The following is a 25,321-nucleotide window of genomic DNA, read 5'->3' as shown; positions in this document are numbered from 1 at the left end:
ACCAGCAGAGGTTGGTATTTGATGCAATTGTCCTTCGATCGGCGCGCTCAACGCTTGCTGCGCCGGTTACCGCGCTACACTGCTTATAATGTTGCGGAGATTATCCTGATCGGTCTGCTGGCGATCCAGGGGGCGCGACTGATCTATGCAGCGGTGACGCCGGTTGGGCCGGTGGGGGAATGGCGGGCGGACGATCAGGGCGCAACGCCGGTCGCCGCTGTTTCGATTTTGGGCACGTTCGATCCCTTTTTCCGGCTGAGTGATGCGAACGGTCCGGTTGTCGTCACTGCGCTCGACATCAAATTGTTCGGTACGCGGGCCGATCAGGCGTCGGGCCGGGGATCGGCGATTATCGGCCTGCCGGATGGCACGCAGGCCAGTTTCGCGGTGGGCGATGAAATTCTTCCCGGCGTAATGCTGAAGGCTGTGAGCTTCGACAGCATCACGGTGACGCGCGGCGGATCGGACGAACTGGTCTATCTCGATCAATCGACACCTGTCGAGACTGTCGCCGCCGGGGCGCCGACGGGCACGGGGCCGGGCCTTGCCGGGATTCCGCCAGGCCTGGCGATTGCCGGCGCTCCACCGCCGCCGCTTGCGCTGATGGATGAAACGCAGGCAACGCCACGAGTGCAGGGCGGGGCGGTGACGGGCATCGTCTTGCAACCGAAAGGCGGGGGCAACGCATTTCGCGCCGCCGGGCTGCTGCCGGGAGACGTGCTGGTGTCGGTTGGAGGGCAGGCGGTGGCCGATGCCGCGGCCGCCGGCCAATTACAGTCCCGACTGGCGCAAGGCGGTGAGGTTGCCGTAGAGGTGGAGCGGGGCGGGCGGATCGTCGCATTGCGGGTAAAGGCGGGCCAATGAAGCGTTTGATTCTGGTTTCCGCTTTGGCGCTGGCGCTCGCGTCGCCGGTGCCGGCCCAGCAGATGCTGAACCTGCGCGATGCGGATATTCGCGCCTTCATTCAAGACGCCGCGCGCGTCACCGGTCGTACCTTCATTATCGATCCCCGCGTTCAGGGTAAGGTTTCGGTGGTTACCGACAAACCGTTGTCGCGTACCGAATATCTGGAGGTGTTCCTGTCCACGCTGCGTGCCAACGGGCTGGTCGCGGTGCCGACGACGGGGGGCGCATTCCGGGTTCAGCCGGTGGACACCGCTGCAACCCAGCCGGGCCGAGTGGGTTCGCGCGGCAGTTCCAGCAACAGTTTCGTGACCGAAGTATTCCGGCTTCAAACCATCGATGCGACTTCGGCGACAGAAACCATCCGTCCACTCGTCAGCCGTGAAGGATCGGTGACGGCCAATCGTGCGGGCAATGCTGTCGTCGTGGCCGATTATGCCGACAATATTCGTCGCATTCGCGAACTGATCAGTCGTATCGATCGGGATTCGGCGACTACGCGGGTGATTGCGCTGCGCAATGCCGGTGCGCGCGAAATCGCCCAGTCGCTTCAGGCGCTGGCTGGTGCACCGCGTGGCGGGGGAGGCGAGGGGGCTGCCACTGCCGGGGCATCGGTTTCGGTGGTGGCGATCGACAGTTCCAACTCAATCGCGCTCAGGGGCGATCCGGGTACGGTTGCGCGGCTTTCCCAGATCGCGGAAGAACTCGACCGGCGGGCCGCCAGCGGTAGCGAAATCCGTGTCATCTTTCTCGAACATGCCGATGCCGGGCAGTTGTTGCCGGTGCTTCAGCAGATCGTCGGCCAGCAGGTGACGCCGGCATCCGGCGGCGGCAAGAGGGCGGCCGCCGGCAATGCATCGCCGGCCGAGGAATCGGTTGCCCCTGCCAGCAGCGCCGCTGCGGCGCCGGGGCGAGGCCAGCCGGTAATCGCCCGCTTCGAAGGGGCCAATGCAATCGTCGTGGCAGCCACAAGCGATATGCAGCGCACATTGGGCGAGGTTATCCGCCAACTCGATACGCGACGCGAGCAGGTGCTGGTCGAAGCGATCATCGTTGAGATTTCCGATAATGCCGCGCGCAAGCTTGGTGTTCAGTTCCTGCTTGGCGGTTTGAAGGGCAGCGCCATCCCGTTCGCCGCAACCAATTATTCGAATACTGCGCCCAGTATCCTGTCGATCGCCGGCGCGATCGGCGCGCGCGAACTCAACACCAGCACGACGACCGTGAACGGCAACACAACGACCACCACCACGAATAACGCGGTGAGCGATCAGCTGGCCCAGGCCGCGGTCAATTCGATCCTCGGGGCTGGCGGCGGCTTTTTCGGGTTGGGCGGGCAGACCAACAATGGCATGATCTTTGGCGCGATCATCAATGCCGTGCGATCGGATACGGAATCGAACATTCTGTCTACGCCGTCAGTGATGACGCTGGATAATCAGGAAGCCAAGCTGCTCGTCGGTCAGGAAATTCCGGTGACGACGGGACAAGCGCTGAGCAATAATTTCGACAATGCCTTTCGCACCGTTCAGCGCCAGAATGTCGGCGTCCAGCTGGAGGTGAAACCCCAGATCAATGCCGGCGGGGCGATCAAGCTGTTCCTGCGGCAAGAGGTCAGTTCGATCGCGGGTCCGGTTTCGAACGACAATAGCGAACTGATCCTCAACAAGCGCGAGATCGAAACCACCGTGACGGTGGATGATGGCGAAATCATCGCGCTTGGTGGCCTGCTGGACGACAATGAACGCAAGACGATCGAACGGATTCCGCTGCTCAGCGATATTCCCGGCGTTGGTGAATTGTTCAAATCCCGATCGCGTTCACGCACCAAGACCAATCTGATGGTGTTCATCCGTCCGACGATCATTCGCAGTGCGGCGGATGCACGCAGCGTCGCCGGCCAGCGGTACGGCTACATCCGCGACATGCAGGCCATGCAACGGCCCGAACGCGAGCCGACCATCGACGAACTGGTGCGCGATTATATGGGGGCTGCGCCTCCGCGTGTCCCGATCGCGCAGCCGGCGGCATCGCCGTCGTCGGTGACGCCGGAAATCATCACGCCGACGGTGCGTTCTTCAACCGAAGTGGTCCGCCCGGTGCCGGTGCCGCCGGCAAAGGAGCAAAAGTGAGGATCGCGCGCGGCGACGAATCTGACGAGACTCCCGCATTGCGGACGACGCCGATTGGCATTCCTTATGCGTTTGCCCGGCGCTTTGGCGTCGCCCTTGTCGGCGGTGGACAAGACGTGCTGACGGTCGCCCTCAAGGACGGTGGCGATCCGCGTGCGTTGATCGAATTGCGTCGCTGCTTCGGCCGGCCGTTCGCGGTGGAGAAAATGTCTTCGGAAGCGTTCGACCGCGTTCTGCACGACGCTTACACGATGGATGGCCAGGCAGCGGCGGATGCGGCAGGTTCACTCGGGCTGGGCGATGAACTGGCAATGCTGGCCACCGACCTGCCGACCGCGGATGATCTGCTCGATTCGGCGGATGACGCGCCGGCGATCCGACTGATCAACGGCATCATCGCGGATGCCGCGCGGCAGGGTGTGTCCGATATCCATATCGAACCTTATGAAACCGGCCTCGTCGTGCGCATGCGGATTGACGGCGTTCTGCGTGAAACGCTGCGGATGCCGGCGCACGTCGCTCCCGTGGTGGTCAGCCGCATCAAGGTGATGGCCCGCCTCGACATCGCCGAACGGCGTGTGCCGCAGGACGGCCGGATTGGCCTTGCGCTGGGCGGCAAGCTGCTCGACGTGCGTGTTTCGACATTGCCCAGTCGTGCCGGTGAACGGGTCGTGCTGCGTATTCTCGACAAGGAAAATGCGGGGATCGAACTGGATGTGCTGGGGATGCCGCCTGCCATTCTGGCGGTGTTCAACGATGCCATCGCCGAACCCAATGGCATCATTCTCGTTACCGGGCCTACAGGTTCCGGTAAGACGACCACCCTTTATGCCGGGCTGCGCCTGCTCAACGACGGCAGCCGCAATATCCTGACGGTTGAGGATCCGGTCGAATATGCCATCGAAGGCGTCGGCCAGACACAAGTGAATACGAAGGTCGGCCTCACCTTCGCGGCCGGTTTGCGCGCAATTCTGCGCCAGGATCCCGATGTGGTGATGATCGGCGAAATCCGTGACCGTGAAACCGCGGAAATTGCGGTGCAGGCATCGCTGACGGGCCATCTCGTCCTGTCCACGGTCCATACCAACGACGCCGTCGGCGCCATCACGCGTATGCGCGACATGAAGGTCGAGCCGTTCTTGCTGGCGTCCACGCTACGCGCGGTGATCGCCCAGCGGCTAGTGCGGCGCTTGTGCCCGACTTGCCGGCATCCGATTGTCGCATCGGCTTCGGTTGCGGCGTTGCTGGCTATTCCACCCGGAACGACGATTTATGAGGCGAAGGGCTGCGAACAATGTAACGGCACGGGTTATAAGGGCCGCGTCGGTGTGTTCGAGGCCGTCCGCGTGGACGATACCATCCGTGGCCTGATCAATGCCGGTGGCGACGAGACCGCGATTTCCGCGCACGCCTTCCGCAGCGCGCCGACCTTGACGGTTGCGGCCCGGGCACTGGTTCTTGACGGGCAGACTACGGCGGAAGAAGCGGTGCGGATCAGCCGGCGCGAGGCCGTCGATGCCTAGTTATGATTATGTTGCACTGGATATTGGTGGCCGCGAACGGCGGGGCAGTGTGCTGGCGGAAAATCCGGCTGATGGGCGAGCCAAACTCGAGGCCCGACGGCTTTATGTCGTGCGGATCGAAGCGGGTTCGGACGCATCGCCTTCGCTGTTGTCGCGCACCGGCGGTTTGGGACTGAAACGCCGCCTGTCGGCCAAGCAACTCACCTTGTTCACCCGTCAGGTTGCTACATTGAGCGAAGTCGCTCCGCTTGAAGAGGCGTTGCGGACCATCGCGCGCCAGGCCGAGCAACCTCATGTCCGCCATGTGCTGGATGTCGTTCATGCCGGGGTGCTCGAAGGCCGCCGTCTGTCCGATTCCATGGCGCGTGAATCCAAAAGCTTCCCACCGCTATATCGTGCGATGGTGTCGGCGGGTGAAAGCTCCGGATCATTGCCGACGATCCTCGATCGCCTGTCCGATCTGCTCGAACGACAGGCAGCAGTGCGCGCCAAGGTATTGACAGCACTGGCATATCCGATCGTTCTGGCGGTCGTGGCGGTGGGCGTGGTGTTCGCCCTGATGATCTTCGTGGTGCCTCAGGTGGTCGCCCAGTTCGATAGTGTCGGACAGACGTTGCCATTGTTGACCCGCATCGTCATTGGCATATCCGCTTTCCTGCAAAGCTGGTGGTGGGCACTGCTCATCATGCTGGGCGCATTGGGGGTAATCGGCTGGCGCGCGCTGCGAGAACCGCATGTGCGCATGGCCGTCGACCGCACCATTTTGCGCCTGCCCTTGATCGGTCGATTGGTCCGCGATCTCCATGCTGCCCGGATGGCGCGTACGCTGTCGACCATGGTGTCCAGCCGATTGCCGTTGCTTGAAGGGCTTTCGCTGACAACCGGTACGATCCATAACCGTGTCCTCAGGGCCGCATCTGCCGATATCGTCGAAGCGATCCGCGGTGGCGGCAGCCTTTCGGTGGCGCTGCGCCGGGCCGGTGTGTTTCCGCCATTGCTGGTCTACATGGCGGCATCGGGCGAGGCCGCTGGTAAGCTGGATATCATGCTCGAACGCGCGGCGGACTATCTGGAGCGGGAATTTGATGCCTTCACGGCAGCCGCCTTGTCGCTTCTCGAGCCGGCCATCATCGTGCTGATGGGCGGCATCGTCGCGCTGATCGTACTGTCGATTCTCCTTCCCATTCTTCAGCTCGACACGCTAGCGGGCGTATGAGGATGTCCATGGAACATTGTGAAATAAAATCAGAAAATTCCCAGAGTTGGCATGGTTCTGGACACGGTTCTGCGCCTGTTCAGCGTTCTGCCGAACACGGCTTCACGCTTGTCGAACTGATGGTTGTCATCGTCATCATCGGCCTGCTGACGACGATCGTGGCGATCAACGTGTTGCCTAGCGGAGACAAGGCCCGCGTCGAAAAGGCCAAGGCGGATATCGCGTTGCTTGAACAGGCGATGGAAATGTACCGTCTCGACAACCTTGCCTATCCGGGGACTGCGGATGGAATCCAGGCCCTGGTGGCGCCGCCCGCATCGCTGACGCGCCCGGAACGCTATCGTCGTGGCGGCTATGTGAAGAAACTGCCGGAAGATCCGTGGGGCAACGCCTATCAATATGCCTCTCCCGGTCAGCATGGCGCCTTCGACATATACAGCTATGGCGCCGATGGTCGCGAAGGCGGCGAGGGCGACGATGCCGACATCGGCAACTGGAAGTAAAATAGGCGCCAGCCAAGGTTCGGGGGCCGTTCGGCGTTTTGCCGAACACGGCTTCACGCCCGTTCGGCGTTTTGCCGAACACGGCTTCACGCTTGTCGAACTGATGGTTGTCATCGCGATCATCGGGTTGTTGACCGGCGCGGTGGTGTTGATGATGCCCGATCCGCGTGGCGATTTGCGCCAGGAGGCGGAGCGCTTTGCCGCGCGCGCGCGCGCGGCGCAGGACATGGCGGTTATCGAAGCACGCGAGACGGCCTTGTGGGTTTCGGCCGACGGCTATGGCTTTGAACAGCGTGATCGCCGTGGGTGGCATCCCCTAACCGAAAAGCCGTTCGAAGCGCGTGACTGGGGCGGGGGCCAGGCCATCGTCGGCAATGCCGGCCGCGCACGGGTTATTTTCGACACCACCGGCTTTTCCGATCCGCTGGATGTGACGCTCGTCCGCGATTCCAGCCGTGTCGTCGTTCATATCGAAAGTGACGGGACGATCCATGTCGGCTCCTGAACACGCCTCGCCGCAGCGTTCCGCCGAACACGGCTTCGGATCCATCCAGCGTTTCACCGAATACGGCTTCACCTTGATCGAACTGATGGTCGCGCTGGCTGTCTTCAGTATCGCAGCGCTGGCGTTGCTGCGGCTGGAAGGCGCAACGCTCTCCAGCACGGCGACATTGTCGGATCATAGCATCGGCCAGATCGTCGCCCGCAACCTTGCCGTCGAAGTGCTTACCGATCCCGTGCCGCCAACTTTCGGCGAAATCAGTGGCGAAGCGAACAATGCCGGCCGCATCTGGCGCTGGACACGAAAGGCCGATCGCGCGGGTGAACTGAACCTTCAGACGATTGAGATAGCTGTGGTGGACGATGCCGGGCAGCCGGCAGGCGCACTGACCGTTTTCAGGCCGATGCCGTGACCATCGTCCAGCCAAGCCCGACCGAACACGGCTTCGCGCCTGTTCGGTGTTCCGCCGAACACGGCTTCACACTTGTCGAGCTGATGGTTTCATTGCTGATTTTCGGCATGCTGGCCGCTGCGGGTGTTGGCTTGCTGGGCTTCAGTGTCCGCGCGCAGGAGGCCGCGCGCGACCGGCTGGATGAGGTTGCCGCGATACAGCGGGTCAGTGCCGTCATGACATCAGATCTCGCGCAGGCGACACCGCGGCTTGTGCGCGATGCGGGCGGTGTTCGTCAGGTGGCGTTCACGGGCGAGGGCGGCGCCGCCGATGTCGTGGCTGTCGGCCTTGTCCGGCGGGGGTGGAGCAATGGCGGATCGGCGGCGCGCGCGTCGCTCCAGCGGCTGGAATATCGCCTGGTCGAAGATCGGCTGGAACGGCGCATCTGGCCAATGCTGGATGGCGCGGCCCCGGCGAAACCCGCCACGATTTTGCGGGGGGTGAAGGCGATGACGGTGCGCTATCGGCGCAAGGGCCAGTGGCGCGATCGCTGGGATGTGGAGCGCGCCGAAACCCTGCCCGACGCAGTGGAGGTTGTGCTTCACCTTGAGGGCGTTGGCCCCATTCGCCAGTTGTTCCTGGTCGGATCGGGAATGGGGCAATGATCCGCAAGGGCCACAACGAACGCGGTGCAGCGCTGCTGACGGTGTTGCTGTTGGTGGCGGTGATGGCTGCGCTGTCCGTGGCCGCGCTCGAACGGTTGCGTTTGTCGACGCGATTGGCGGCCAATGGCGCGGCGATCGATCAGGCCCGGGCCTATGCCCTGGCAACCGAAGTGATGGCGCTGGATCGCATCGGCATTCTTGCCGGGCAGGAGAGCGGGCTGACCACATTGGTGGGGGGATGGCACAACCAGCCGTTCGCGGTGCCGCTGCCGGGCGGGATCGTCACCGCGACGCTTACGGATGGCGGCAACTGTTTCAACCTGAACAGCGTTGCCGAAGGGGTGATCGCGGGTAGCTATACTCCGCGGGCCGTGGGCATTCGCCAGTTCGTCGGGTTGATGCAGACGCTGGGCATCGAGCCTGCGGATTCCCGTAGAATCGCGGCGTCCCTGGCCGACTGGATCGACGGGGACGCGGCTCCCAATCCGGACGGGGCGGAGGATGATTATTATGCGCAGGCCGCCATTCCTTATCGAACTGGAAACACAATTCTAGGTGATACCAGTGAGTTGCGCGCGATTGCTGGCGTCACGCCTGAAATTTATGCACGGCTGCGACCATGGGTCTGCGCGTTGCCGACCACCGATCTTTCCCCGATCAACGTCAACACGCTTTCGCTGGATCAGGCGCCGCTCGTGTCCATGCTGATCCCGGATCAACTCGATCTGCCGCGGGCGCGCCAGATCCTGGCGGAACGGCCGGCCGTGGGCTGGGTAAGCACGGAGGATTTCTGGCGACTACCTGCCTTGAAGGCGCTGACCCCCGATATGGAAGTGCGGAACCAGACGAAATTGCGAACCCGCTGGTTCAACCTCGCGCTTGACGTTGAAATCGGCGGCGCGCAGGTGAACGAAACGGCGCTGATCGATGGAGCGCTGGTGCCGGCGCGAATTGTGTCGAGACAATGGGGGGGCGACGAGTGAGCGACGATCGCTTCCTGCTTTTGTTTCCGGGCGATGCTGGTGCCCCGTTGGGGGGATGGCTGCGCGTAGCCAATGGTGCGATCGTATCGCGTGGGCATGACGTGCCGACCATCGAAGGTGGTGGTGACGAACAGGTGGTGGCTGTCGCCCCTGGTGCCGATGTTGCGGTTCATTGGGTGGAGTTGCCCGGATTGTCGCAGGCACAGGCTGCCGCGGCCGCGCGTTTGCTGGCTGTCGACGCGACGGCTGAGCCGATCGATCATCTGCATGTGGCTGTCGGCGATGCCGACGATGACGGCCATCGGGCCGTCGCGATCGTATCCAGCGTGCGCATGACGGAATGGATCACGGGACTGCAGTCCTTTGCACTCGATCCCGATCATGTCGTGCCGGAAACATTGTTGATACCGGCAGGAAGCGATGGCCTGCGTCGTTGGGCGCATGGCGACATGCATCTGGTGCGTGGCAATCGCGTGGCCTTCGCAGCCGAGCCGGATATTGCCGAAGCGGTGCTGGATGAAGGCGCGGTCGATATCGATGATGCGGCCGTGGAGGCTGGATTGCCGGCCGCGTTGGCGTCGATCCCGGTGGATTTACGGCAAGGTGCGTTTCGCAAGCGCCGTCCGTGGACCATCGACTGGAAACTGTTCCGACGGCTGGCCTGGATGGCGGCGGCGCTGTTGGTGCTGACGATGCTGATCCAGACGGTGCTGATCCTGCGCTATACGGTTGCCGCCGATGATCTGGAGCGCGACGTGACGATCATCGCCCGAAAAGCATTGCCGCGGGCAGAACGGATCGCCAATGCCCCGGCGCAGCTTGCGGAGCGACTGGCCGACTTGCGGGGGGGCGGGCGCGGCTTCAGCGCCACGGCGGCCGGGCTTTTCGCCGCTGTTCGCGACACGGCCAACGTTGAAGTCAGCGCGTTACGATATGATCGCGACGGCAGTTTGCGGGCAACGGTGGGCGCGGGCGCACAAAGCGATATCGCGGCGCTGCAGCAGCGGATCGAAGCCCAGGGCTTTACGGCAAGCGCCACGGCGGCCCGTTCTGGCGGCGGCCGGCAGATTGCTGAATTGACGGTGCGTGGCCGATGAGCGCCCGTTTCAATCTGTGGTGGTCGGGCCGTTCGCCGCGGGAACGGATCATGTTGCTCGTGATGGCGGGGTTGCTGGCCGTTACGCTTGGCTGGTTGCTGTTGGTTCGGCCGCTGGGGGATGCGCTTGCCGATGCACGCGCCCGTCATGATCGCGCGGTCGTCGCGCGTGGCGAAGCCGTGGCGCAGGCTGCCGCCATTGCCGGGCTTGAACGCGGCGGCCCGACTGCCTTGCCTGCGCCGATCAATGTCTGGCTGGGGCAAAAGGCTGGCGAAGTGGGTTTCACCGTCGCGCGCATCGATCCGATCAGCGCGACGCAGGCAACGGTTGTGATCAATGCCGTCCGCCCGCAGACCTTTTTCAAATGGCTGGCCGACCTTGAGCATGGCGGCGGTGTGATCGTCGAAGGCCTGAGCGCGACCGCCAACAACGATGCGACGCTATCGGTGGAAGCGACGTTCCGGGTGCGGGCGAAGTGACGAAAATACGCCTCTCGTTGCGCCGTGCGATGCTGTTTGCCTGCTTGCTGATATTGGCTTTGATCGCGCTGTTCCCGATGCGGATCATGATGGGCGCGCTTGATCTGCAGCGGGCAGGCCTGTCCGCGCGTGAAGTGCAAGGAAGTGTCTGGTCGGCCCGGCTGATCGAGGCGCGGTTCGGCGGGGCCGGGCTTGGCGATCTGGATGCACGGCTTAACCTGTGGCCGTTATTTGCCGGGCGCGCGCGTCTTGATCTTCGGCGGGGAGGCGAGGGCGCCGATGCGCTGAGTGGTGCGATCACCGTTACCCGGCACATGATCGGCATGGATGATGCCACCATGCGCCTGCCGGTGGGCGCGACCTTTGCCCCCCTGCCTGTCACCAGCCTGGATTTGAGTGATGTCAGCGTCCGTTTCCGCGGCAGCACCTGCGACAAGGCGGAAGGCCTTGTGCGTGCCGAGGTGAGCGGTGACACGGCAGGACTGACCCTGCCGGGCGGACTGAGCGGCGCCGTGCGCTGTGACGGTGGCAGGCTGTTATTGCCCCTCGCAAGCCAAAGCGGGATGGAGCGGCTATCGCTGCGGATCGACAAGAATGGCGCCTATACGGCTGACCTTATCGTCCGTACGTCCGATCCCGCCGGCCAGCGCGCGCTGCAGGCCGGCGGGTTCAGGCTGGACGGCGATGGATTCAAGCTTTCCGTGGCGGGGACATTATGATGCGCGGCGTGGCCTTTGGCCTGATGCTTCTGCTCGCCGGTTGTGGCGGCGGCGGTGCCCGTCCTGCCACCGCGCCGCTGGCGGCCGACGACGGCATTCCACTCAACACGCTTCCCCGCCAGAATCTGGCGGCGGGGCAGTGCGGCTTGTTCCTGTGGAAAGCCGGGAATGAAGCCCGACTGGTATTGATGGCGCAGGTTCAACCGGCGATGGCGCGGATTGCGCTGGACGGCCGGCTGGTCGATCTGCCGCGTATCAATGCGCAGGCTGGCGACACCGGGGGACTATTCGCCGACGCGATCTACAGCGACGGCGGGACCACGGTGGCGCTCAACATCCGGCTGGAACAGCGCAGCGGACTGGAGGGCGGCGCGGTGGTGACGGACGGCACGCTTCGGCTCGATCGCGCGAATGGCGATGGATTCGTCATGCCGGTTGCCGGGCTGCTGGCCTGCCGCTGAACGCCTAGGCGTCCAGCGATCTTCCCTTGGTCTCCGGCATCAGGAAGAATGTGGTCAGGACGCTGATGGCGGTGAAGATCACGGGATACCAAAGCCCGGCGTAGAGATCCCCGGTCATCGCGACGATGGCAAAGGCGGTGACGGGCAGGAAACCGCCGACCCAGCCCGTGCCCACATGATAGGGCAGCGACATCGCGGTGTAGCGAACGCGGGCCGGAAACAATTCGACGAGCATTGCCGCCATCGGGCCGTAGAGCGCGGTTGCGGCAATCACCAACAGGAACAGAATGGCGGCAATGCCGGCATAATTCATTCGTGCCGGATCGGCTTTCATCGGATAGCCGGCGGATTCCAGGGCAATGTTGATCGCCTTGGTCTGTTCTGCCTTCAGCGATTTCAATTCGGTGGCCGACAGGCCCGTGCCATCGGCTGGCGTGATCATATCGCCGCCGATTCGCACCTCGGTGGCGCTTCCTGATGGCAGATCGGTGCTGCGATAAGGAATGCCGCTGGACGCCAGCACGCTTTTGGCGATGTCGCAGGCGCTGGAAAACTTCGTCGCGCCGACCGGATCGAACTGGAGCGAACAGGTTGCAGGATCGGCCGCCACGACAACCGGGGTCTGCGCCCGTGCTTCCACGAGCGCGGGATTGGTGAAACTGGCAAGCGCATGGAACGCGGGGAAAAAGGCGACCAAGCCCAGCACCATGCCGCCCAGCATCACCGGCTTGCGGCCGATCTTGTCCGAAAGCCAGCCGAACAGCACATAAAAGGGCGCTGAAACCAGCGTCATCGCCATCACCACGATGTTCACCGTTGCCGGTGCCACCTGAAGCGATTTTTCGAAGAATACCTGCAGATAGAAGAACACGCAGTACCAAAGCGCGCCCTGCGCGCACATGGTGCCGAAGAAGGCGAGCAGCACGAGACGGACATTGCTCCACCGGCCAAATGCCTCGGCCAGCGGCGCACGGGATACTTCGCCTTCCGCCTTCAGTTTCTGGAAGGTTGGGCTTTCTGTCAGTTTCAGCCGCATCCAGATCGAAATGGCGAGCAGCCCGGCCGACACCAGAAACGGCACGCGCCAGCCCCAGCCGACAAAGGCTTCTTCGCCAATCGACGTGCGTGTGGCGAGAACGATGATCAATGCCGCGATCAGGCCGAATGCGGCTGATGCCTGGATCCACCCGGTGGCATAGCCGCGCTGGTTTGCCGGTGCATGTTCGGCGACATAGATCGCAGCGCCGCCATATTCGCCGCCCAGCGCCATTCCCTGAAATATCCGCATCAGGATCAGCAGCGCCGGCGCCCATAGGCCGGCCTGCGCATAAGTGGGTAGCAGGCCGATTGCGAACGTTGCCCCGCCCATCAGCGATACCGTGACGAGGAAGGCGCCCTTGCGACCCAATCGATCGCCCATGCTGCCAAAGATGATCGCGCCGAGCGGACGGAAAGCGAAGCCGGCGGCAAACAAGCCAAGTGCTGCGACGAAACCGGCGGTTTCGGTCAACCCGGCGAAGAAGACCTTGGCAATGACAGGGGCAAGCGCACCGAAGATGAAGAAGTCGTACCATTCGAACGCCGTGCCTGCCGCCGACGCCACAACGACGCGACGCATCGACGCGCGCGGTTCTGCCACTTCACCCATCCGATCATCCCCACCAGCTTTTTGCCTCTCTGCGCATGTCCGGTGCCGGGCGCAAGATGGCGCCATGCCGATCTTGCGTAGATGCCTTATGTTACATGTGCAGGCCCGCCACCCGGCAGGCATGGGCATCACCCTGGCACGCATCAAATCATGGGTCGCGCATCCGGAAAAAGGCTGGCCCGGGGCAGGGGTGCCGATGATCGGCCATCGCTATTCCCGGCCGCCGAATTTGCGCGCATGCGCTGGCCGATGGCGGGTTCGGACTGGCGTCAGGTCCGCGCTTCAATTAACAGCCCGCCTGCCCCGATGATCGGGGGTCATCTGATGGGGCGCGGCAAAACCATGCTTTCGATTGTAATTCCTTATTATAATGAGCGTGATTACTTGCCGGCGACCCTGCATTCGCTGGGACGGCAGACCAACCGGAACTTTCAATTGATTCTGGTCGACAACGCATCGGATGACGGCAGCGGCGATATCGCCCGTGCTGTCATGGCGGACTATCCCGATATAGAAACCCAGTTCCTGCACAACGCCGTCCCGGGGCAATTGCCCACGTTGGAACATGGGCTTTCCAGGGTCACCACGCCTTATGTCGCGTCCTGCGATGCGGACACGCTGTACCCTCCCCACTATGTGGGGCGGTGCCTGGATCTTTTCGCCAGCGCAGGCGACGGGGCCAAGCCCGACAATCGGGTTGTGGGCGTGATGGCGATCGACCTGTACGCCCCCGTCGAACATGCCGCCAGCCGCCGCCGTATCGCCAAGATCATTCAGAAATCCCAGATATTCAGCAGTCAATGCCATTCCGGCGGCTATGCCCAGGCCTATTGCACCGAAGTGCTGCGGGCGGTGGGCGGATTTGAAAGCGCCGGCTGGCCTTATCTGCTCTATGATCACGAATTGTACGAACGGGTTCGTCGTCAGGGCCAGATCCGTTATTGTGCGTCCCACTATTGCTTCCCATCCGATCGGCGCGTGGATCGCAAGTCTGTTGGATGGACCTGGGCCGAGCGCACCGTTTACCGCTTCACTCCGTCGGCTGGTAAGGGCTGGTTTTTCTATCAGTTTCTGGCCAAGCGCTTTGCCCGCCGAGGATTGATCCAGGCAAAATTGCGTGATCGCGATTTCTGATTTTAGATTTTCGACCGCATCGGTTTCTTTGGCAGCCGTAATTCTGGAACGATCTCTGGCGATTTGAAGTGTTTTCTCATCCTCATGGGGCGTATTCCCCTGTATCTCTTTCGAGGTGTCGCAGCCTGCGAGATCGATGGGGGATGGAATGGGCGAGCTTTCTGTGCGGCGGGATGTGACCGAGGCGGAAATCGCGGCGTTCTGGCGTGATGGCGCGGTCTGCCTGCGCGGGATCATGCCGCGCGGATGGCTGGCCGTTCTGGAAAGCGGGGTCGAACGCTATCTTGGCTCTGAAGCGGCATTCAGCCTGTCCACTTTCGGCGCTGACCGGCCGGAAGGGCAGGGGCGGCGGCCGAAGGCTCATTTCTTTGGCGGCACGGATCACTGGAAGCAGGATGAAGATTGCCGCAGATTCGCGTTTGAATCCCCCTTGCCAATGATTGCCGGCCAATTGCTGCGCGCGACGCGCATCAATCTTTATGAAGACAGCATTCTTGTGAAGGAGCCGGGCGCAACCGAACGGACTGCCTTCCATCAGGATATGTCCTATTTCCACGTCGAAGGCAGCCAGGTCTGCACGACCTGGGTGCCGCTTGATGCCGTGACCCGGGAAACGGGGGCGCTGCAATTCGTGCGCGGCAGCCACCTCTGGAAGAAACATTTCCGGCCGAACTTCTTCGTTTCCACCACCCCGATCCCCAATACGGACGGTGAAATTGTGCCTGATTTCCACGGTGATCGGCGGAATGCGGAACTGCTATGTTTCGATACCGAACCCGGCGACATAACGGTGCATCACGCGCTTACGCTGCACGGTGCGGAGGGCAATCACTCGGTCACGGCGCGCCGGCGCGCGATGTCGGTCCGTTATTGCGGCGATGACGCACGCTACCGGTTGCGCCGCGGGGCGATGCGCAAGCCCCATCATGAGGGGGTGGAACCGGGCGATATCCTGGACCATCCGGACTGCCCCGTCGTCTGGCGGGCCTCTTCACGATCCGGCATCTAGGACCGGCCGGAAGACCGGCCACGTAATCTTCGGTTTGTATTCTGGCGTTGTCAGACGACGCCTTGAAGGCAATCCATATATCCACTATTCTGGATATATGGATAATGATTCGGCAATCGTCGCGCTCGGTGCGCTTGCCCAGGGGACACGCCTGGATGCGTTCCGCCTGCTCGTCCGGCATGAGCCGGACGGGCTGCCGGCCGGGGAGATCGCACAGCTGCTGGATGTGCCGCAAAACACGATGTCCTCGCATCTGGGCGCGCTGGCCCGGGCGGGGCTGATCCGGTCGGAACGGCATAGCCGCAAGATCATCTATCGCGCTGACCTTGATCGGTTGAAGGCGCTGACCTTGTTCCTGGTGAAGGATTGCTGCGGCGGCCGGGCCGAACTGTGCGCGCCGCTGATCGCCGAACTCACGCCCTGTTGCTGATGGAAGCCAACATGACCCATGATATCGTCATCTATCACAACCCGGCTTGCGGCACGTCGCGCAACGCGCTGGCCATGATCCGCAATGCCGGGATCGAACCGCATGTCATCGAATATCTGAAGACCCCGCCGAGCCGGCCGCTGCTGGTGTCGCTGATTGATCGCATGGGGATCGATGCCCGCGCGCTTCTGCGCGAAAAGGGCACGCCCTTCGCCGATCTCGGGCTGGAGGACACATCACTGACCGACGATCAGTTGATCGATGCGATGATGGCCCATCCGGTCCTGATCAATCGGCCGATTGTCGTCTCGCCACTCGGTGTGAAGCTATGCCGGCCGTCGGAAGCGGTGCTCGATCTGCTGCCCACAGCGCAGCAGGGTGCGTTTGCCAAGGAGGACGGCGAGCAGGTTGTCGATTCCGCCGGCCACAGGATCGGTGGGTGAGCAAGGCTGTGGAGACGGCCCGAATCAGCATCTTCGAACGCTATCTCAGCGTTTGGGTGGCGCTGTGCATCGTCGTTGGCATTGCCCTTGGTTCTGCCATTCCCGGCCTGTTCCAGCACATCGCTGCGGCCGAGATCGCCCGTGTCAATCTGGTCGTCGCCGTCCTGATCTGGCTGATGATCGTGCCGATGCTGCTCAAGATCGATCTTGGCGCGCTGGGAGCAGTCCGTCGTCACTGGAAGGGGGCGGGCGTCACGCTGTTCATAAACTGGGCGGTCAAACCCTTTTCGATGGTGCTGCTCGGCACCGTGTTTCTGGGCTGGCTGTTCCGGCCGTGGCTGCCGGAAGGTGAGATCGCATCCTATATTGCCGGGCTGGTGTTGCTGGCCGCCGCGCCGTGCACGGCGATGGTATTTGTCTGGTCCAACCTTTGCGATGGCGAACCGACCTTCACGCTGAGCCAGGTCGCGCTCAACGACCTGATCATGGTCTTCGCCTTTGCGCCGCTGGTCGGGCTGCTGTTGGGTGTCGCGGCGGTGACTGTGCCGTGGGATACCCTGCTGCTTTCGGTAGGGCTGTACATCGTCATCCCCGTGGTGGCGGCGCAATTGATCCGGCGGGCATGGCTGGCGTCGGGCGGGCAACCCGCGCTCGACCGTTTGCTACGGTGGCTTGCCCCGGTATCGCTGGTGGCCTTGCTGGCAACGCTGGTGCTGCTGTTTGGCTTTCAGGGTGAAGCGATCCTTCGCAATCCCCTGGTGATCGCGCTGATCGCGGTGCCGATCCTGTTTCAGGTCTATTTCAACGCGGGGCTGGCTTATTGGCTGAGCCGGCGGTTCGGCGTGGCCTGGTGTGTTGCCGCGCCGGCGGCGCTGATCGGGGCATCGAACTTTTTCGAACTTGCGGTGGCGACAGCGGTCAGCCTGTTCGGCCTCAATTCCGGTGCGGCGCTCGCAACCGTCGTCGGCGTGCTCGTTGAAGTTCCGGTGATGCTGTCAGTGGTGCGGATCGTGAAGGCCACGCGGCCCTGGTACGAACGCCCGGCGGCCCCGCTTTCCTGTTCGAACGGATAATTTGATGATGCGCCTTCGCTCCCTTGCCGATCCCGATCATCTGCCGGCACTGGACCGGGCGTTCGTCGATGCGAACCCGGCTGCGGGCCTTGGTCGCCATGATCCGCCGCCACGCATCCTGTTGCTCTACGGATCTTTGCGCGAACGCTCGTTCAGCCGCCTCGCGGTGGAGGAGGCCGCGCGCCTGCTCCAGTTGTTCGGCGCCGAAACGCGAATTTTCGATCCCTTCGATCTGCCGCTGCCCGACCAGGTGCACGGTGACGATCATCCTGCCGTGCGTGAACTGCGCGAACTGTCGATGTGGTCGGAAGGCCAGGTTTGGTGCAGCCCTGAACGGCACGGCCAGATCACCGGCATCATGAAGGCGCAGATTGATCATTTGCCATTAGAAATGAAAGGGATGCGTCCCACGCAAGGCCGAACGCTGGCGGTGATGCAGGTATCGGGCGGATCGCAATCGTTCAATGCGGTCAACACCCTGCGGCTACTTGGCCGCTGGATGCGGATGATCACCATCCCCAATCAATCGTCGATCGCCATGGCCTATAAGGAATTCGACGAAGCCGGCCGGATGCGGCCATCAAGCTATTATGATCGCATCGTTGATGTGATGGAGGAACTGGTCCGATTGACCGTGCTGACCAGGCCGCACGCCAGCCAGCTGGTTGACCGTTATTCCGAACGCAAGGCGGCGGGGCGCCCGGCAGCGATGGAGGATCATTCCGCGATCGCGATCGTGCAAGGCAGCTGAATGACTTGCCGCGGCGGGTTTCCGATCGATTCAGCCCGTCACACACTCCATGCGCGCGATATTATGGCGATCAGAACGAAAGCGATAACTGCCAGCAGTGGCGGAAGGCGCCATCGCACCAGCGCGATAAAACCAAGCAGCACCAGGATGCTATCGAGCCAGGTTTCCACGCCTGCTGTCCATAGCGGATCGTAGAGCGCTGCCGCGAGGATGCCGACCACGGCTGCATTGGCGCCGGCAACGACGGCCGTGGCGCGTGGATTTGCTGCCAGCCTGGCCCAGAATGGCAAGGCGCCGGACACCAGCAGCAGACCGGGCATGAAAATCGCGGCGAGCGCAATCATAGCCCCCCGAAAACCATCGGCTGCGACGCCGAGATAGGCAGAAATGGCGAATAGCGGCCCGGGAAGCGCTTGTGCCGCGCCATAGCCTGACAGGAAGGCGTTTTGGCTGATCCAGTCTGGAACAAGCCCTTCGCGCAACAGCGGTAACACCACATGGCCTCCCCCGAAAACGAGCGCGCCCGCGCGATAGAACAGGTCGAACAGTTGCAGCGGGCGCCAGTCCGACACCCCGGCGAGGATTGGCAGGGCGCCAAGCATGCTGGTGGCCAGGATCAGGCACGCCAGCGCTGCCCGTCGGGAGATGCCGAACCTGCCAAGGGAGATGTGGGGGGTGGCGGTTGATCGACACAGCAGCATCCCCGCTGCCATCCCGAAAAGGATCGCGCTGATCTGTGCCCAGGCATTGCCGACGAGCATCACCAGCAATCCGGCGAGCGTGGCGATGGCGATCCGGCGTGCATCGGGCGTCAGGGTGCGCGCCATGCCCCAGAGCGCCTGCGCGACGATCGCGACCGCGACAAGCTTTAGCCCGTGGATTGCCGCCCTTCCGGCTGGGCCGTCCATGCTGGCCGACACCGAGGCAAACAGCATCATGATGAGCGCCGAGGGCAGGGTGAAGCCACACCAGGCGGCCAGGCCGCCCAGCGGTCCGGCGCGCATGATGCCGATCGCGAAACCTGCCTGGCTTGAGGCCGGACCGGGCAGGAACTGGCAAAGCCCAATGAGTTCGGCATATCCGCGATCGTCGATCCAGCCTCTGCGATCAACGAACTCGTCGCGAAAATAGCCGAGATGCGCGATCGGCCCGCCAAAGGCGGTCAGGCCGAGTTTGAGGAATGCGACGAAGACCTCGATGACACTGCCGCTGGCGGCACTTCGTGTTGACCCGGTCATCCGCATTCCATCTTCTGCCAAGTGTCGCCGTCCGATATCGCGAACCGCATCGCAAGGCGCACGGTTTTCTCATGCGTGTGGTGGCTGGCGGCTTGTACATCTTCGCCGCGCCGAAAGAAAAAGGGCTGTCGCGCATCGCGGCGCGACAGCCCTTCCTTGGCGATGGGTTATTCGATGTCGTCGGATCAGAAGCTGTAGGAAAAGCCCAGTGTCAGGCCATGATCGCTCCAGCGATCGGCCATGTTGCCGACATAGGAAATGCCAAGCGAGCCACCGGGCAGGATGTTGGCCTGCGCACCCGCTTCCACGCGCAGCGCATTGCGCGTGGCGCGCATGCCCTCGATGGAAAATGCTTCGCCGGCGGCAAGGCGGTGATGCCCTTCGGCAGCCACGTCGCCAAATCCGTGCAGCCAGGCGGCCGATACGCGCGGTGTGATCGCGGCCTGATCCGAGACCGGCAGCACCGCGCCCAGCCGCAGGCCGAGTGTGGTGTAGGTCACATCACGCTTATGGCTGTCCACGCCGAGTGCGCTGAGTGCGCCACCGCGTTCGGCAAACCCATCGGTTTTGACATGAACGTGGTTCACCCCGGCGAATGGCTCGACCACGGCCTTACCGAGCGAGGCCGCATAGCTTGCCTCCCCGAATACCGAGGCGCTCTTGCCATCATAGCGGCCGGCAACATCCTCGGAAACGCCGGGGAATATCACCTTGCGCGCGCCCTTTACGTCCATCCAGCCATAGGAGCCGCCGGCCCGCACACGCAGGTTGCCCCAGCCGCCGCCGGCGTAGGCCGCAAGGCTCGACCCGGTGACAGTCGCATGGCTGTCACGGCCATCGACGCGCACCTTGTCCTCGTTGTGGCTAAACGCCAGGCCGATCCGCCAGTCGCCCAGCAGCGTATCGATGCCGGTGATAAAGCCGAAGCTGTTCTGCGTGGCACGGGCCGCGTTGCCGTCGCCCTTCGCGGTGTTCCAGCTTCCGGTCGCCTGTCCCCAGATTCCGGTGCGTCCGCCATCCGTTTGCCGGGATGCGCTGGTGCCGTTCGACAGCGCATGGCTGATTATGTCCGCTTGCTCCATGCGGCCAGCCACCATTTCGCCAAGGCGCCGCGTACGATCCACCATGAACGTGCCCGTGGTCGCCCAAAGCTCCCCCGAAAGCGCATCAAAGGCTTGCGCCGCACCGCCCATGTCGACCTGCCCGGCGACGGCGCGATAAAGCGCACCGTTCTGCGCGCTGGCATCCAGGGCAAGGGCAACAGCCCGCTGATTGGAGGTGCCGGCTGCGCTTGCGAAGCTGCGGTCGTTGCGTACCAGCGTCAGCGTCACGTCATTGGCGCCGTAGCTCAGCTGGGAGACGAGGAACGGCAAATCGACATCCGTGTCATCAAACGTGCCGTTCACCCCGCCAGCCGCCGTCAGGATGACGTAATCGCTGGACCAGCGATAGGCGCCGGCCGCCGCTTTCACCGAGACGGTGCCGCCCTGGATGGTGGCTGTCCCGCCTGCATTGACCCGGTCGCTATTGCCGGCGGCATCCACTTCCACCTCGTAGACTGAGCCGGCCGCGAACTGCACATTGCCGGCCACCGTGAGGGTGCCGATGGAGTTGCCCGGTGCCAGCGTGCCGCCACTGTTTACGATCAGCGTGCCTGCCGTGCCGTTGCCGCCCAGCGTGCCACCGTTGTTCACCGCGACGGCGCCCGGCAGCGCGCCATTGACCGCCAGCCGGCCGCCGTTGACATTGACCTGTCCGGTAAAGCCGCTTGTCCCCGTGAGGTTCAGCGTGCCGGCGCCCGTCTTGACCAAGCTGCCCGTGCCGGTGATGCCGCCAGCAAAGACATTATCTTCGCCCTGCACCACGGTCAGCGTGCCTGCGCCTAATGCAAGCGTGCCGCCCGTACCGCTCAGACCGGCTACTTCCTGATTTCGGCCACCAAGATCGAACACCCCATTGGTGATGACCAGATCGGATGCCGTATCGAGTTGCGAGGTCAGGCGAACGATACCGCCCTCGACCACGGTAGAGCCGGTATAGTGATAATCGCCTGAAAGCAGCAGTGTGCCATCGCCGCGCTTGATGAGGTGGCCGCCGCCGGAAAGCGCGCCGACATAGTCATAGTCGCCGATCTGGTTGAAGACCAGCGTGCCATTATTTTCGGTATCGGCCAGCAGATGGCCATCCTTTGTACCGTTGCCGACCTGCATGGTCCCGGCCGCCTCGATCAGCGCATTGCCGCCCAGCGCGCCGGTGAGCAGAAGCGTGCCGCCCGAAACCGTCGCTTTGCCCGCGAAGCCGCTGCTGTCGCCCGAAAAGGTGGTCGTAGCCTGGCCTGCCTTCACCATCGACCCGGTGCCGCTGAGCACGCCCTTGTAGGTGGTCGCCGTGTCGCGCGCGAACACCAGCGTGCCTTGTGCTCCAATGGCTGCATCGCTGCCCATCGTGCCCAGGAACAGCGCGGTTCCGTCCTCGATGTTGAGTTGCACGCCGCTCATCGAGCCGGTGAAGGTTGTCGTGTTGGCCCCGGTCTTGATGACCGAACCCTGGCCCGTGATCTGCCCGGCATAGCTCAGATCGTCTGAACGATCGAAGACCAAGGTGCCGTAGTTGGTGACATCGGCCGTGATCGCGCCGCTGCTGCCACCGGCGCCGATGTTGACGGTTGCGCCATTGCTGATGCCCAGGCCGCCTGCAAAGTCACTCGCGCCGGTCAGCGTCAGGGTGCCGCCTTCCACCATCAGTCCGCCCGTGCCGGTGACGCGGCCAGCGAAGGTCTGCGAAGCGTTTTTCAGGTTCAGTCCGGCATCGCCCACAATGACCGTGCCATTGCCGCCCAGATCCTTGATCTGCGCCGAACTCGCTGCCGTGACGTCGAATGTGCCGTTGACGGTCACCCCGCTGGACTTGTCGATGCGGCCCGGTCCGTTCAGCGCCAGCGTTGCTCCGGTTTCGATTGTGGTAGCGCCGATGAACGTGTTCATGCCGGTCAGCGTGATGGTGCCGCCTGCAACGGTGACGTCGCCGCTGCCGGTGATCAGGTGGTCATGTTGCAGATCGTCGGAACGGTTGAAGACCAGCGTGCCATTATTTGCCACATCGACGTTGAGCGAGCCGCTCGTCCCGCCATTGCCGATTTGCAGCACGCCATCCGCATTGATCGTGGTGCTCGCGGCGCTGGTTGCGCTCGCCAGAACGGCCCTGCCGCCATCCACGGTGAAGTGGCCGGCGAAAAGGCTGTTGTCGCCGGTGAAAACCGTCGTCCCCGACAATATGTCAACCGCGCCTGCGCCCGAAAGCGGGGCCGCCAGAGCATAATCGGTATCGGTGTGGTTGAGGACGAGGCGGCCCGCGCCGTCGCCAAATTTGATGCCGTTGACGGCATCGATGTGACCAGCGGCCACAGCGGTTTCGCCTTCCGCGGCGCCGATGTTCAGCGTGCCATTGGAACCGGCGAGGAAACCGATCGTGATTCCCCTGTTCCCGTCGGCCTTGAGCGTGCCACCATTGGAGACCGTGGCCTCTCCCTGGCCGCCATAACCGATCATCACATAAGACGTGCCCTTGACGAGGCTGTTCGCACCATCAAGCGTCAAAGTGCCCGAGCTTGTTCCATCGAAGCCAAGGATGACCTTGTCGCCGCTGGCGGTGGCGCCATTGGTGACAGTCGCTTCGCCGGTACCGCTTTGTCCGATGAAAAGTTCGGTCGCCGCCGTCAGCTGGCTATTGGCTCCCGAAACCACGACGATCCCGGATCCAGACGCCTGCTGGCCGATGTTCACGCGGCCGCCACTGGAAACCACGGCCCCATCAAGAACGGACATGTCACCAGCGCCGGCACCACCAACGGTGAGGGGGCCGTTGGTTGTCCAGGTCGTGCCCGCGCCGGAGATGGTGGCGGTTCCGTTTGAGTGGGTGTTGACGCCCAGCGCCGCCGATGTCGTTTGCGCCGAGGCCGCCGCCGACAGGACGAGCGTGCCATTGCCGCTGACACCGATTTGCAGGCTGCCCCCCTGCAAACGGCTGTTCGCGCCGGTAACGCTGATCGTTCCTTCTGTCCCAGCCATCACAGCAACCGTCGTCGCGGCGCCGATCGTCACCGCCGCACCGTCAGCAACGTCCAGCGTGCCATCGCCATAATAACCGATGGTCAGGAAATCGGCCGAAAGGCCCGATGCTGTTCCGGTAACGTGGATCGATCCGCTTTCATCGCCAATGCCTGGCAAGGCACTATTGTTCGTGCTGTTGCCGACAGTGACATTGTTCGCGTTCAATTGGCCGCCATTTTTGATGGTCAGATCGGCCTGATCCTGCGAACCAACGAACAGCAAGTTGGCTTCGCCCACTTCACCATCGATCACGGGGGATCGATCGGATGCGCCTGGCGTCACAAATACGAAGGTGCCCGATAGTGACGGTGCAATACCGCTCGCCCAATTGTCGCCATCGGTCCATGCGTCACTGACGGTGCCTTGCCACACGGATTGCGTTGGCACGGCGCCCGCCTGACCACCAGCCGTAAGGGCCAGTAAGGCTACCCCCAGGTTCAACGTCATCTTCCGATTGATGCCATATTGGTTGATGCGTGCGTCAGTCCGATGGTTGTTCACTATTTGCTGCCCCATTTATTACGAATTGTTTCAGAAGTGGACCCGCCTCCAAAGCCGTGCGAGCGGTTTGGATTGATCGAACAGGAGAAAAGATACGGGCGAAAAAGTTACGGCGCGCGCCATAAAGTGCCTGAAATGGGCACAAGCGGGAGCATTGGCGCACTATACCATCATCATATTTTCCAATCCGCCAATTGACCTATCTTGTGTTTGCCAGTTTACAATCTTTACACATTAATTCGGTATTTTAAAGTATGTTATGTGTTATGTTGCGGTATTTAATGGTGAATTTTCGGTTAGGAAGACAAGGATGCGCAACGGCCCAGGTTCCGCATCGGGGCATCCGGCAGCGGAACTGGCTCGTTGAGCGAAGCGGACGGTGGTTCAGGACGCGGTCTGCCGTTGGCGATATCTGGAAAATGCGGCAATCGAAGCTGAACGGTTAATCCGCGATCCGCGTCGCCAAAGACGGGGGCAGGGGGGGGCGCCTAGGCCGAGACGCTCGTTTCGGCGTCGCCCTTGAACGTCACGGGAATTCGCAGGAAGCGGGTGCCGTTCTCGTCCGCGCGGGGAAAACGCCCGGCGCGGATATTCAGCTGGATTGAAGGCAGTAGCAGCTTCGGCACCGCCAATGTCGCGTCACGCGTTTCCCGCATGGCAACGAAATCATCCTCGCTCACACCGTCATGCACGTGGATGTTGGCGCGACGTTCCTCACCTACGCTTGTTTCCCACCGATATTCGCTGCGGCCCGGTGCCTTGTAATCATGGCAGAGGAACAGTCGCGTATCGTCTGGCAGGCTCAGCAGGCGACGGATCGAGCGGTATAGCTGGCGAGCATCGCCGCCGGGAAAGTCGGCGCGCGCGGTGCCGTAATCCGGCATGAACAGCGTGTCGCCGACAAAGGCGGCATCGCCAATCCGGTAGGTCAGGTCAGCGGGCGTGTGGCCGGGGGTGTGCATCACCTCGACGTCCAGCGCGCCGATGGTGAAACGTTCACCGTCGGCGAAGAGGCGGTCGAAATTTGACCCATCGGTTTCGATGTCATTGAAGGCAAAGACGGTCCGGAATATCTTCTGCACATCGCGGATATGTTCGCCGATACCGATCCACGCGCCGGTCTTTGCCTTGATGTAGGGCGCGGCCGACAGGTGATCGGCATGGGCATGGGTTTCCAGCACCATGGCGATGCGCCAGCCCCTTTCCGCGGCGGCGGCCAGCATCCGCCTGACCGAGACCGTGCTGACTTCACCACTGGACAGATCGAAATCGAGCACCGGATCAATCACCGCGGCAACGCGCGTGGCAGGATCGGCGACCAAGTAGCTGATCGTGTTGGTGGGTTCGTCGAAGAACGCTTCGATGATGGGCTGGGTGTTCACGCTGGCCTCCATTCACCCTTGCAATATAT

23 protein-coding genes are annotated in these 25,321 nt (G+C 62.8%); 19 read left to right on the top strand and 4 right to left on the bottom strand.

Annotated elements, in window-relative coordinates; all coding sequences use genetic code 11:
* The first annotated feature begins 21 nt into the window (after window positions 1-21).
* Genes KC8_RS04025 through KC8_RS03965 form a run of 13 tightly spaced genes read left to right on the top strand, consistent with a single transcriptional unit; the run spans window position 22 to window position 11,574 of the window.
* Window positions 22-864, top strand: a complete 843-nt coding sequence (locus KC8_RS04025) for a type II secretion system protein N (protein WP_010127274.1) — start codon at window positions 22-24, stop codon at window positions 862-864.
* Window positions 861-3,035, top strand: a complete 2,175-nt coding sequence (gene gspD, locus KC8_RS04020) for a type II secretion system secretin GspD (protein WP_010127275.1) — start codon at window positions 861-863, stop codon at window positions 3,033-3,035. Before KC8_RS04025 ends, gspD begins: the two co-directional genes overlap by 4 nt.
* Window positions 3,032-4,558 carry a type II secretion system ATPase GspE gene (gene gspE, locus KC8_RS04015; protein WP_010127276.1) on the top strand — a complete coding sequence of 509 codons (1,527 nt, stop codon included), beginning with the start codon at window positions 3,032-3,034 and terminating at the stop codon, window positions 4,556-4,558. Before gspD ends, gspE begins: the two co-directional genes overlap by 4 nt.
* Window positions 4,551-5,774 (top strand): type II secretion system inner membrane protein GspF, encoded by a 1,224-nt coding sequence (gspF, locus tag KC8_RS04010; RefSeq protein ID WP_010127278.1) that lies wholly within the window; start codon window positions 4,551-4,553, stop codon window positions 5,772-5,774. Before gspE ends, gspF begins: the two co-directional genes overlap by 8 nt.
* A gap of 8 nt (window positions 5,775-5,782) precedes the next feature.
* Window positions 5,783-6,277, top strand: coding sequence for a type II secretion system major pseudopilin GspG (gene gspG / locus KC8_RS04005; protein ID WP_029624784.1), 495 nt, complete (start codon window positions 5,783-5,785; stop codon window positions 6,275-6,277).
* Window positions 6,216-6,782: a GspH/FimT family pseudopilin gene (locus KC8_RS04000; RefSeq protein WP_010127280.1), complete on the top strand. Its 567-nt coding sequence runs from the start codon at window positions 6,216-6,218 to the stop codon at window positions 6,780-6,782. The genes gspG and KC8_RS04000 overlap by 62 nt, the downstream gene beginning before the upstream one ends.
* Complete coding sequence (gspI, locus tag KC8_RS03995; RefSeq protein WP_010127281.1) at window positions 6,769-7,191, top strand: type II secretion system minor pseudopilin GspI; 423 nt, start codon at window positions 6,769-6,771, stop codon at window positions 7,189-7,191. The genes KC8_RS04000 and gspI overlap by 14 nt, the downstream gene beginning before the upstream one ends.
* A complete protein-coding gene (gspJ, locus tag KC8_RS03990) occupies window positions 7,188-7,835 on the top strand; it encodes a type II secretion system minor pseudopilin GspJ (protein WP_010127282.1) in 648 nt (215 codons plus the stop codon). Before gspI ends, gspJ begins: the two co-directional genes overlap by 4 nt.
* Window positions 7,832-8,818 carry a type II secretion system minor pseudopilin GspK gene (gene gspK / locus KC8_RS03985; RefSeq protein ID WP_010127283.1) on the top strand — a complete coding sequence of 329 codons (987 nt, stop codon included), beginning with the start codon at window positions 7,832-7,834 and terminating at the stop codon, window positions 8,816-8,818. The genes gspJ and gspK overlap by 4 nt, the downstream gene beginning before the upstream one ends.
* Complete coding sequence (gene gspL, locus KC8_RS03980; RefSeq protein ID WP_010127285.1) at window positions 8,815-9,915, top strand: type II secretion system protein GspL; 1,101 nt, start codon at window positions 8,815-8,817, stop codon at window positions 9,913-9,915. Before gspK ends, gspL begins: the two co-directional genes overlap by 4 nt.
* Entirely contained in the window at window positions 9,912-10,394 is a 483-nt protein-coding gene (gene gspM / locus KC8_RS03975) for a type II secretion system protein GspM (RefSeq protein ID WP_010127286.1), read from the top strand. The genes gspL and gspM overlap by 4 nt, the downstream gene beginning before the upstream one ends.
* Window positions 10,391-11,113, top strand: a complete 723-nt coding sequence (locus KC8_RS03970; RefSeq protein ID WP_029624785.1) for a type II secretion system protein N — start codon at window positions 10,391-10,393, stop codon at window positions 11,111-11,113. The genes gspM and KC8_RS03970 overlap by 4 nt, the downstream gene beginning before the upstream one ends.
* On the top strand, window positions 11,113-11,574 hold the full coding sequence (locus KC8_RS03965) for a hypothetical protein (protein ID WP_010127288.1): 462 nt from the start codon (window positions 11,113-11,115) through the stop codon (window positions 11,572-11,574). The genes KC8_RS03970 and KC8_RS03965 overlap by 1 nt, the downstream gene beginning before the upstream one ends.
* A gap of 4 nt (window positions 11,575-11,578) precedes the next feature.
* Here the strand turns inward: KC8_RS03965 and KC8_RS03960 are convergent, their stop codons facing one another.
* Window positions 11,579-13,222: an MFS transporter gene (locus tag KC8_RS03960; RefSeq protein ID WP_010127289.1), complete on the bottom strand. Its 1,644-nt coding sequence runs from the start codon at window positions 13,220-13,222 to the stop codon at window positions 11,579-11,581.
* Between the two features lie 81 nt (window positions 13,223-13,303).
* Between KC8_RS03960 and KC8_RS03955 the strand changes: the two genes are divergently transcribed.
* From KC8_RS03955 to arsH, 6 genes are all read left to right on the top strand, one after another.
* The gene (locus KC8_RS03955; protein WP_083831300.1) at window positions 13,304-14,356 is read left to right on the top strand and encodes a glycosyltransferase family 2 protein; all 1,053 of its coding nucleotides are present in this window, start codon (window positions 13,304-13,306) and stop codon (window positions 14,354-14,356) included.
* Window positions 14,357-14,504: 148 nt separating this feature from the next.
* Window positions 14,505-15,365: a phytanoyl-CoA dioxygenase family protein gene (locus KC8_RS03950; protein ID WP_010127291.1), complete on the top strand. Its 861-nt coding sequence runs from the start codon at window positions 14,505-14,507 to the stop codon at window positions 15,363-15,365.
* Between the two features lie 97 nt (window positions 15,366-15,462).
* Window positions 15,463-15,795 (top strand): ArsR/SmtB family transcription factor, encoded by a 333-nt coding sequence (locus KC8_RS03945; RefSeq protein ID WP_010127292.1) that lies wholly within the window; start codon window positions 15,463-15,465, stop codon window positions 15,793-15,795.
* 11 nt (window positions 15,796-15,806) lie between these two features.
* Window positions 15,807-16,238, top strand: coding sequence for an arsenate reductase (glutaredoxin) (gene arsC, locus KC8_RS03940; RefSeq protein ID WP_029624787.1), 432 nt, complete (start codon window positions 15,807-15,809; stop codon window positions 16,236-16,238).
* Window positions 16,235-17,311 carry an ACR3 family arsenite efflux transporter gene (gene arsB / locus KC8_RS03935; RefSeq protein ID WP_010127294.1) on the top strand — a complete coding sequence of 359 codons (1,077 nt, stop codon included), beginning with the start codon at window positions 16,235-16,237 and terminating at the stop codon, window positions 17,309-17,311. The genes arsC and arsB overlap by 4 nt, the downstream gene beginning before the upstream one ends.
* 4 nt (window positions 17,312-17,315) lie before the next feature.
* Complete coding sequence (gene arsH / locus KC8_RS03930) at window positions 17,316-18,062, top strand: arsenical resistance protein ArsH (RefSeq protein ID WP_010127296.1); 747 nt, start codon at window positions 17,316-17,318, stop codon at window positions 18,060-18,062.
* Window positions 18,063-18,100: 38 nt separating this feature from the next.
* Here arsH and chrA read toward each other — a convergent pair whose 3' ends face one another.
* The 3 genes from chrA to KC8_RS03915 all read right to left on the bottom strand — a co-directional run bounded on the left by chrA (window position 18,101) and on the right by KC8_RS03915 (window position 25,304).
* Entirely contained in the window at window positions 18,101-19,300 is a 1,200-nt protein-coding gene (gene chrA / locus KC8_RS03925; protein ID WP_010127297.1) for a chromate efflux transporter, read from the bottom strand.
* A gap of 185 nt (window positions 19,301-19,485) precedes the next feature.
* Window positions 19,486-23,796, bottom strand: a complete 4,311-nt coding sequence (locus tag KC8_RS03920; protein WP_158217683.1) for an autotransporter domain-containing protein — start codon at window positions 23,794-23,796, stop codon at window positions 19,486-19,488.
* Window positions 23,797-24,398: 602 nt separating this feature from the next.
* Window positions 24,399-25,304 carry an MBL fold metallo-hydrolase gene (locus tag KC8_RS03915; RefSeq protein ID WP_010127299.1) on the bottom strand — a complete coding sequence of 302 codons (906 nt, stop codon included), beginning with the start codon at window positions 25,302-25,304 and terminating at the stop codon, window positions 24,399-24,401.
* Window positions 25,305-25,321: the final 17 nt, after the last annotated feature.

This window comes from Sphingomonas sp. KC8, assembly GCF_002151445.1.
In the GTDB taxonomy this organism is placed as follows: Bacteria; Pseudomonadota; Alphaproteobacteria; order Sphingomonadales; family Sphingomonadaceae; genus Sphingomonas_E.
This window is presented reverse-complemented; position numbering and strand designations above follow the sequence as displayed.

Excerpts from the sequence above, each read along its gene's own strand:
- KC8_RS04025 (WP_010127274.1), top strand. The coding sequence starts at position 22 with ATGCAATTGTCCTTCGATCGGCGCGCTCAACGCTTGCTGCGCCGGTTA.
- gspD (WP_010127275.1), top strand. The coding sequence starts at position 861 with ATGAAGCGTTTGATTCTGGTTTCCGCTTTGGCGCTGGCGCTCGCGTCG.
- gspF (WP_010127278.1), top strand. The coding sequence starts at position 4,551 with ATGCCTAGTTATGATTATGTTGCACTGGATATTGGTGGCCGCGAACGG.
- gspG (WP_029624784.1), top strand. The coding sequence starts at position 5,783 with ATGGAACATTGTGAAATAAAATCAGAAAATTCCCAGAGTTGGCATGGT.
- KC8_RS04000 (WP_010127280.1), top strand. The coding sequence starts at position 6,216 with ATGGCGCCGATGGTCGCGAAGGCGGCGAGGGCGACGATGCCGACATCG.
- gspI (WP_010127281.1), top strand. The coding sequence starts at position 6,769 with ATGTCGGCTCCTGAACACGCCTCGCCGCAGCGTTCCGCCGAACACGGC.
- gspK (WP_010127283.1), top strand. The coding sequence starts at position 7,832 with ATGATCCGCAAGGGCCACAACGAACGCGGTGCAGCGCTGCTGACGGTG.
- gspM (WP_010127286.1), top strand. The coding sequence starts at position 9,912 with ATGAGCGCCCGTTTCAATCTGTGGTGGTCGGGCCGTTCGCCGCGGGAA.
- KC8_RS03965 (WP_010127288.1), top strand. The coding sequence starts at position 11,113 with ATGCGCGGCGTGGCCTTTGGCCTGATGCTTCTGCTCGCCGGTTGTGGC.
- KC8_RS03960 (WP_010127289.1), bottom strand. The coding sequence starts at position 13,222 with ATGGGTGAAGTGGCAGAACCGCGCGCGTCGATGCGTCGCGTCGTTGTG.
- KC8_RS03955 (WP_083831300.1), top strand. The coding sequence starts at position 13,304 with ATGCCTTATGTTACATGTGCAGGCCCGCCACCCGGCAGGCATGGGCAT.
- KC8_RS03950 (WP_010127291.1), top strand. The coding sequence starts at position 14,505 with ATGGGCGAGCTTTCTGTGCGGCGGGATGTGACCGAGGCGGAAATCGCG.
- KC8_RS03945 (WP_010127292.1), top strand. The coding sequence starts at position 15,463 with ATGGATAATGATTCGGCAATCGTCGCGCTCGGTGCGCTTGCCCAGGGG.
- arsC (WP_029624787.1), top strand. The coding sequence starts at position 15,807 with ATGACCCATGATATCGTCATCTATCACAACCCGGCTTGCGGCACGTCG.
- arsH (WP_010127296.1), top strand. The coding sequence starts at position 17,316 with ATGATGCGCCTTCGCTCCCTTGCCGATCCCGATCATCTGCCGGCACTG.
- chrA (WP_010127297.1), bottom strand. The coding sequence starts at position 19,300 with ATGACCGGGTCAACACGAAGTGCCGCCAGCGGCAGTGTCATCGAGGTC.
- KC8_RS03915 (WP_010127299.1), bottom strand. The coding sequence starts at position 25,304 with ATGGAGGCCAGCGTGAACACCCAGCCCATCATCGAAGCGTTCTTCGAC.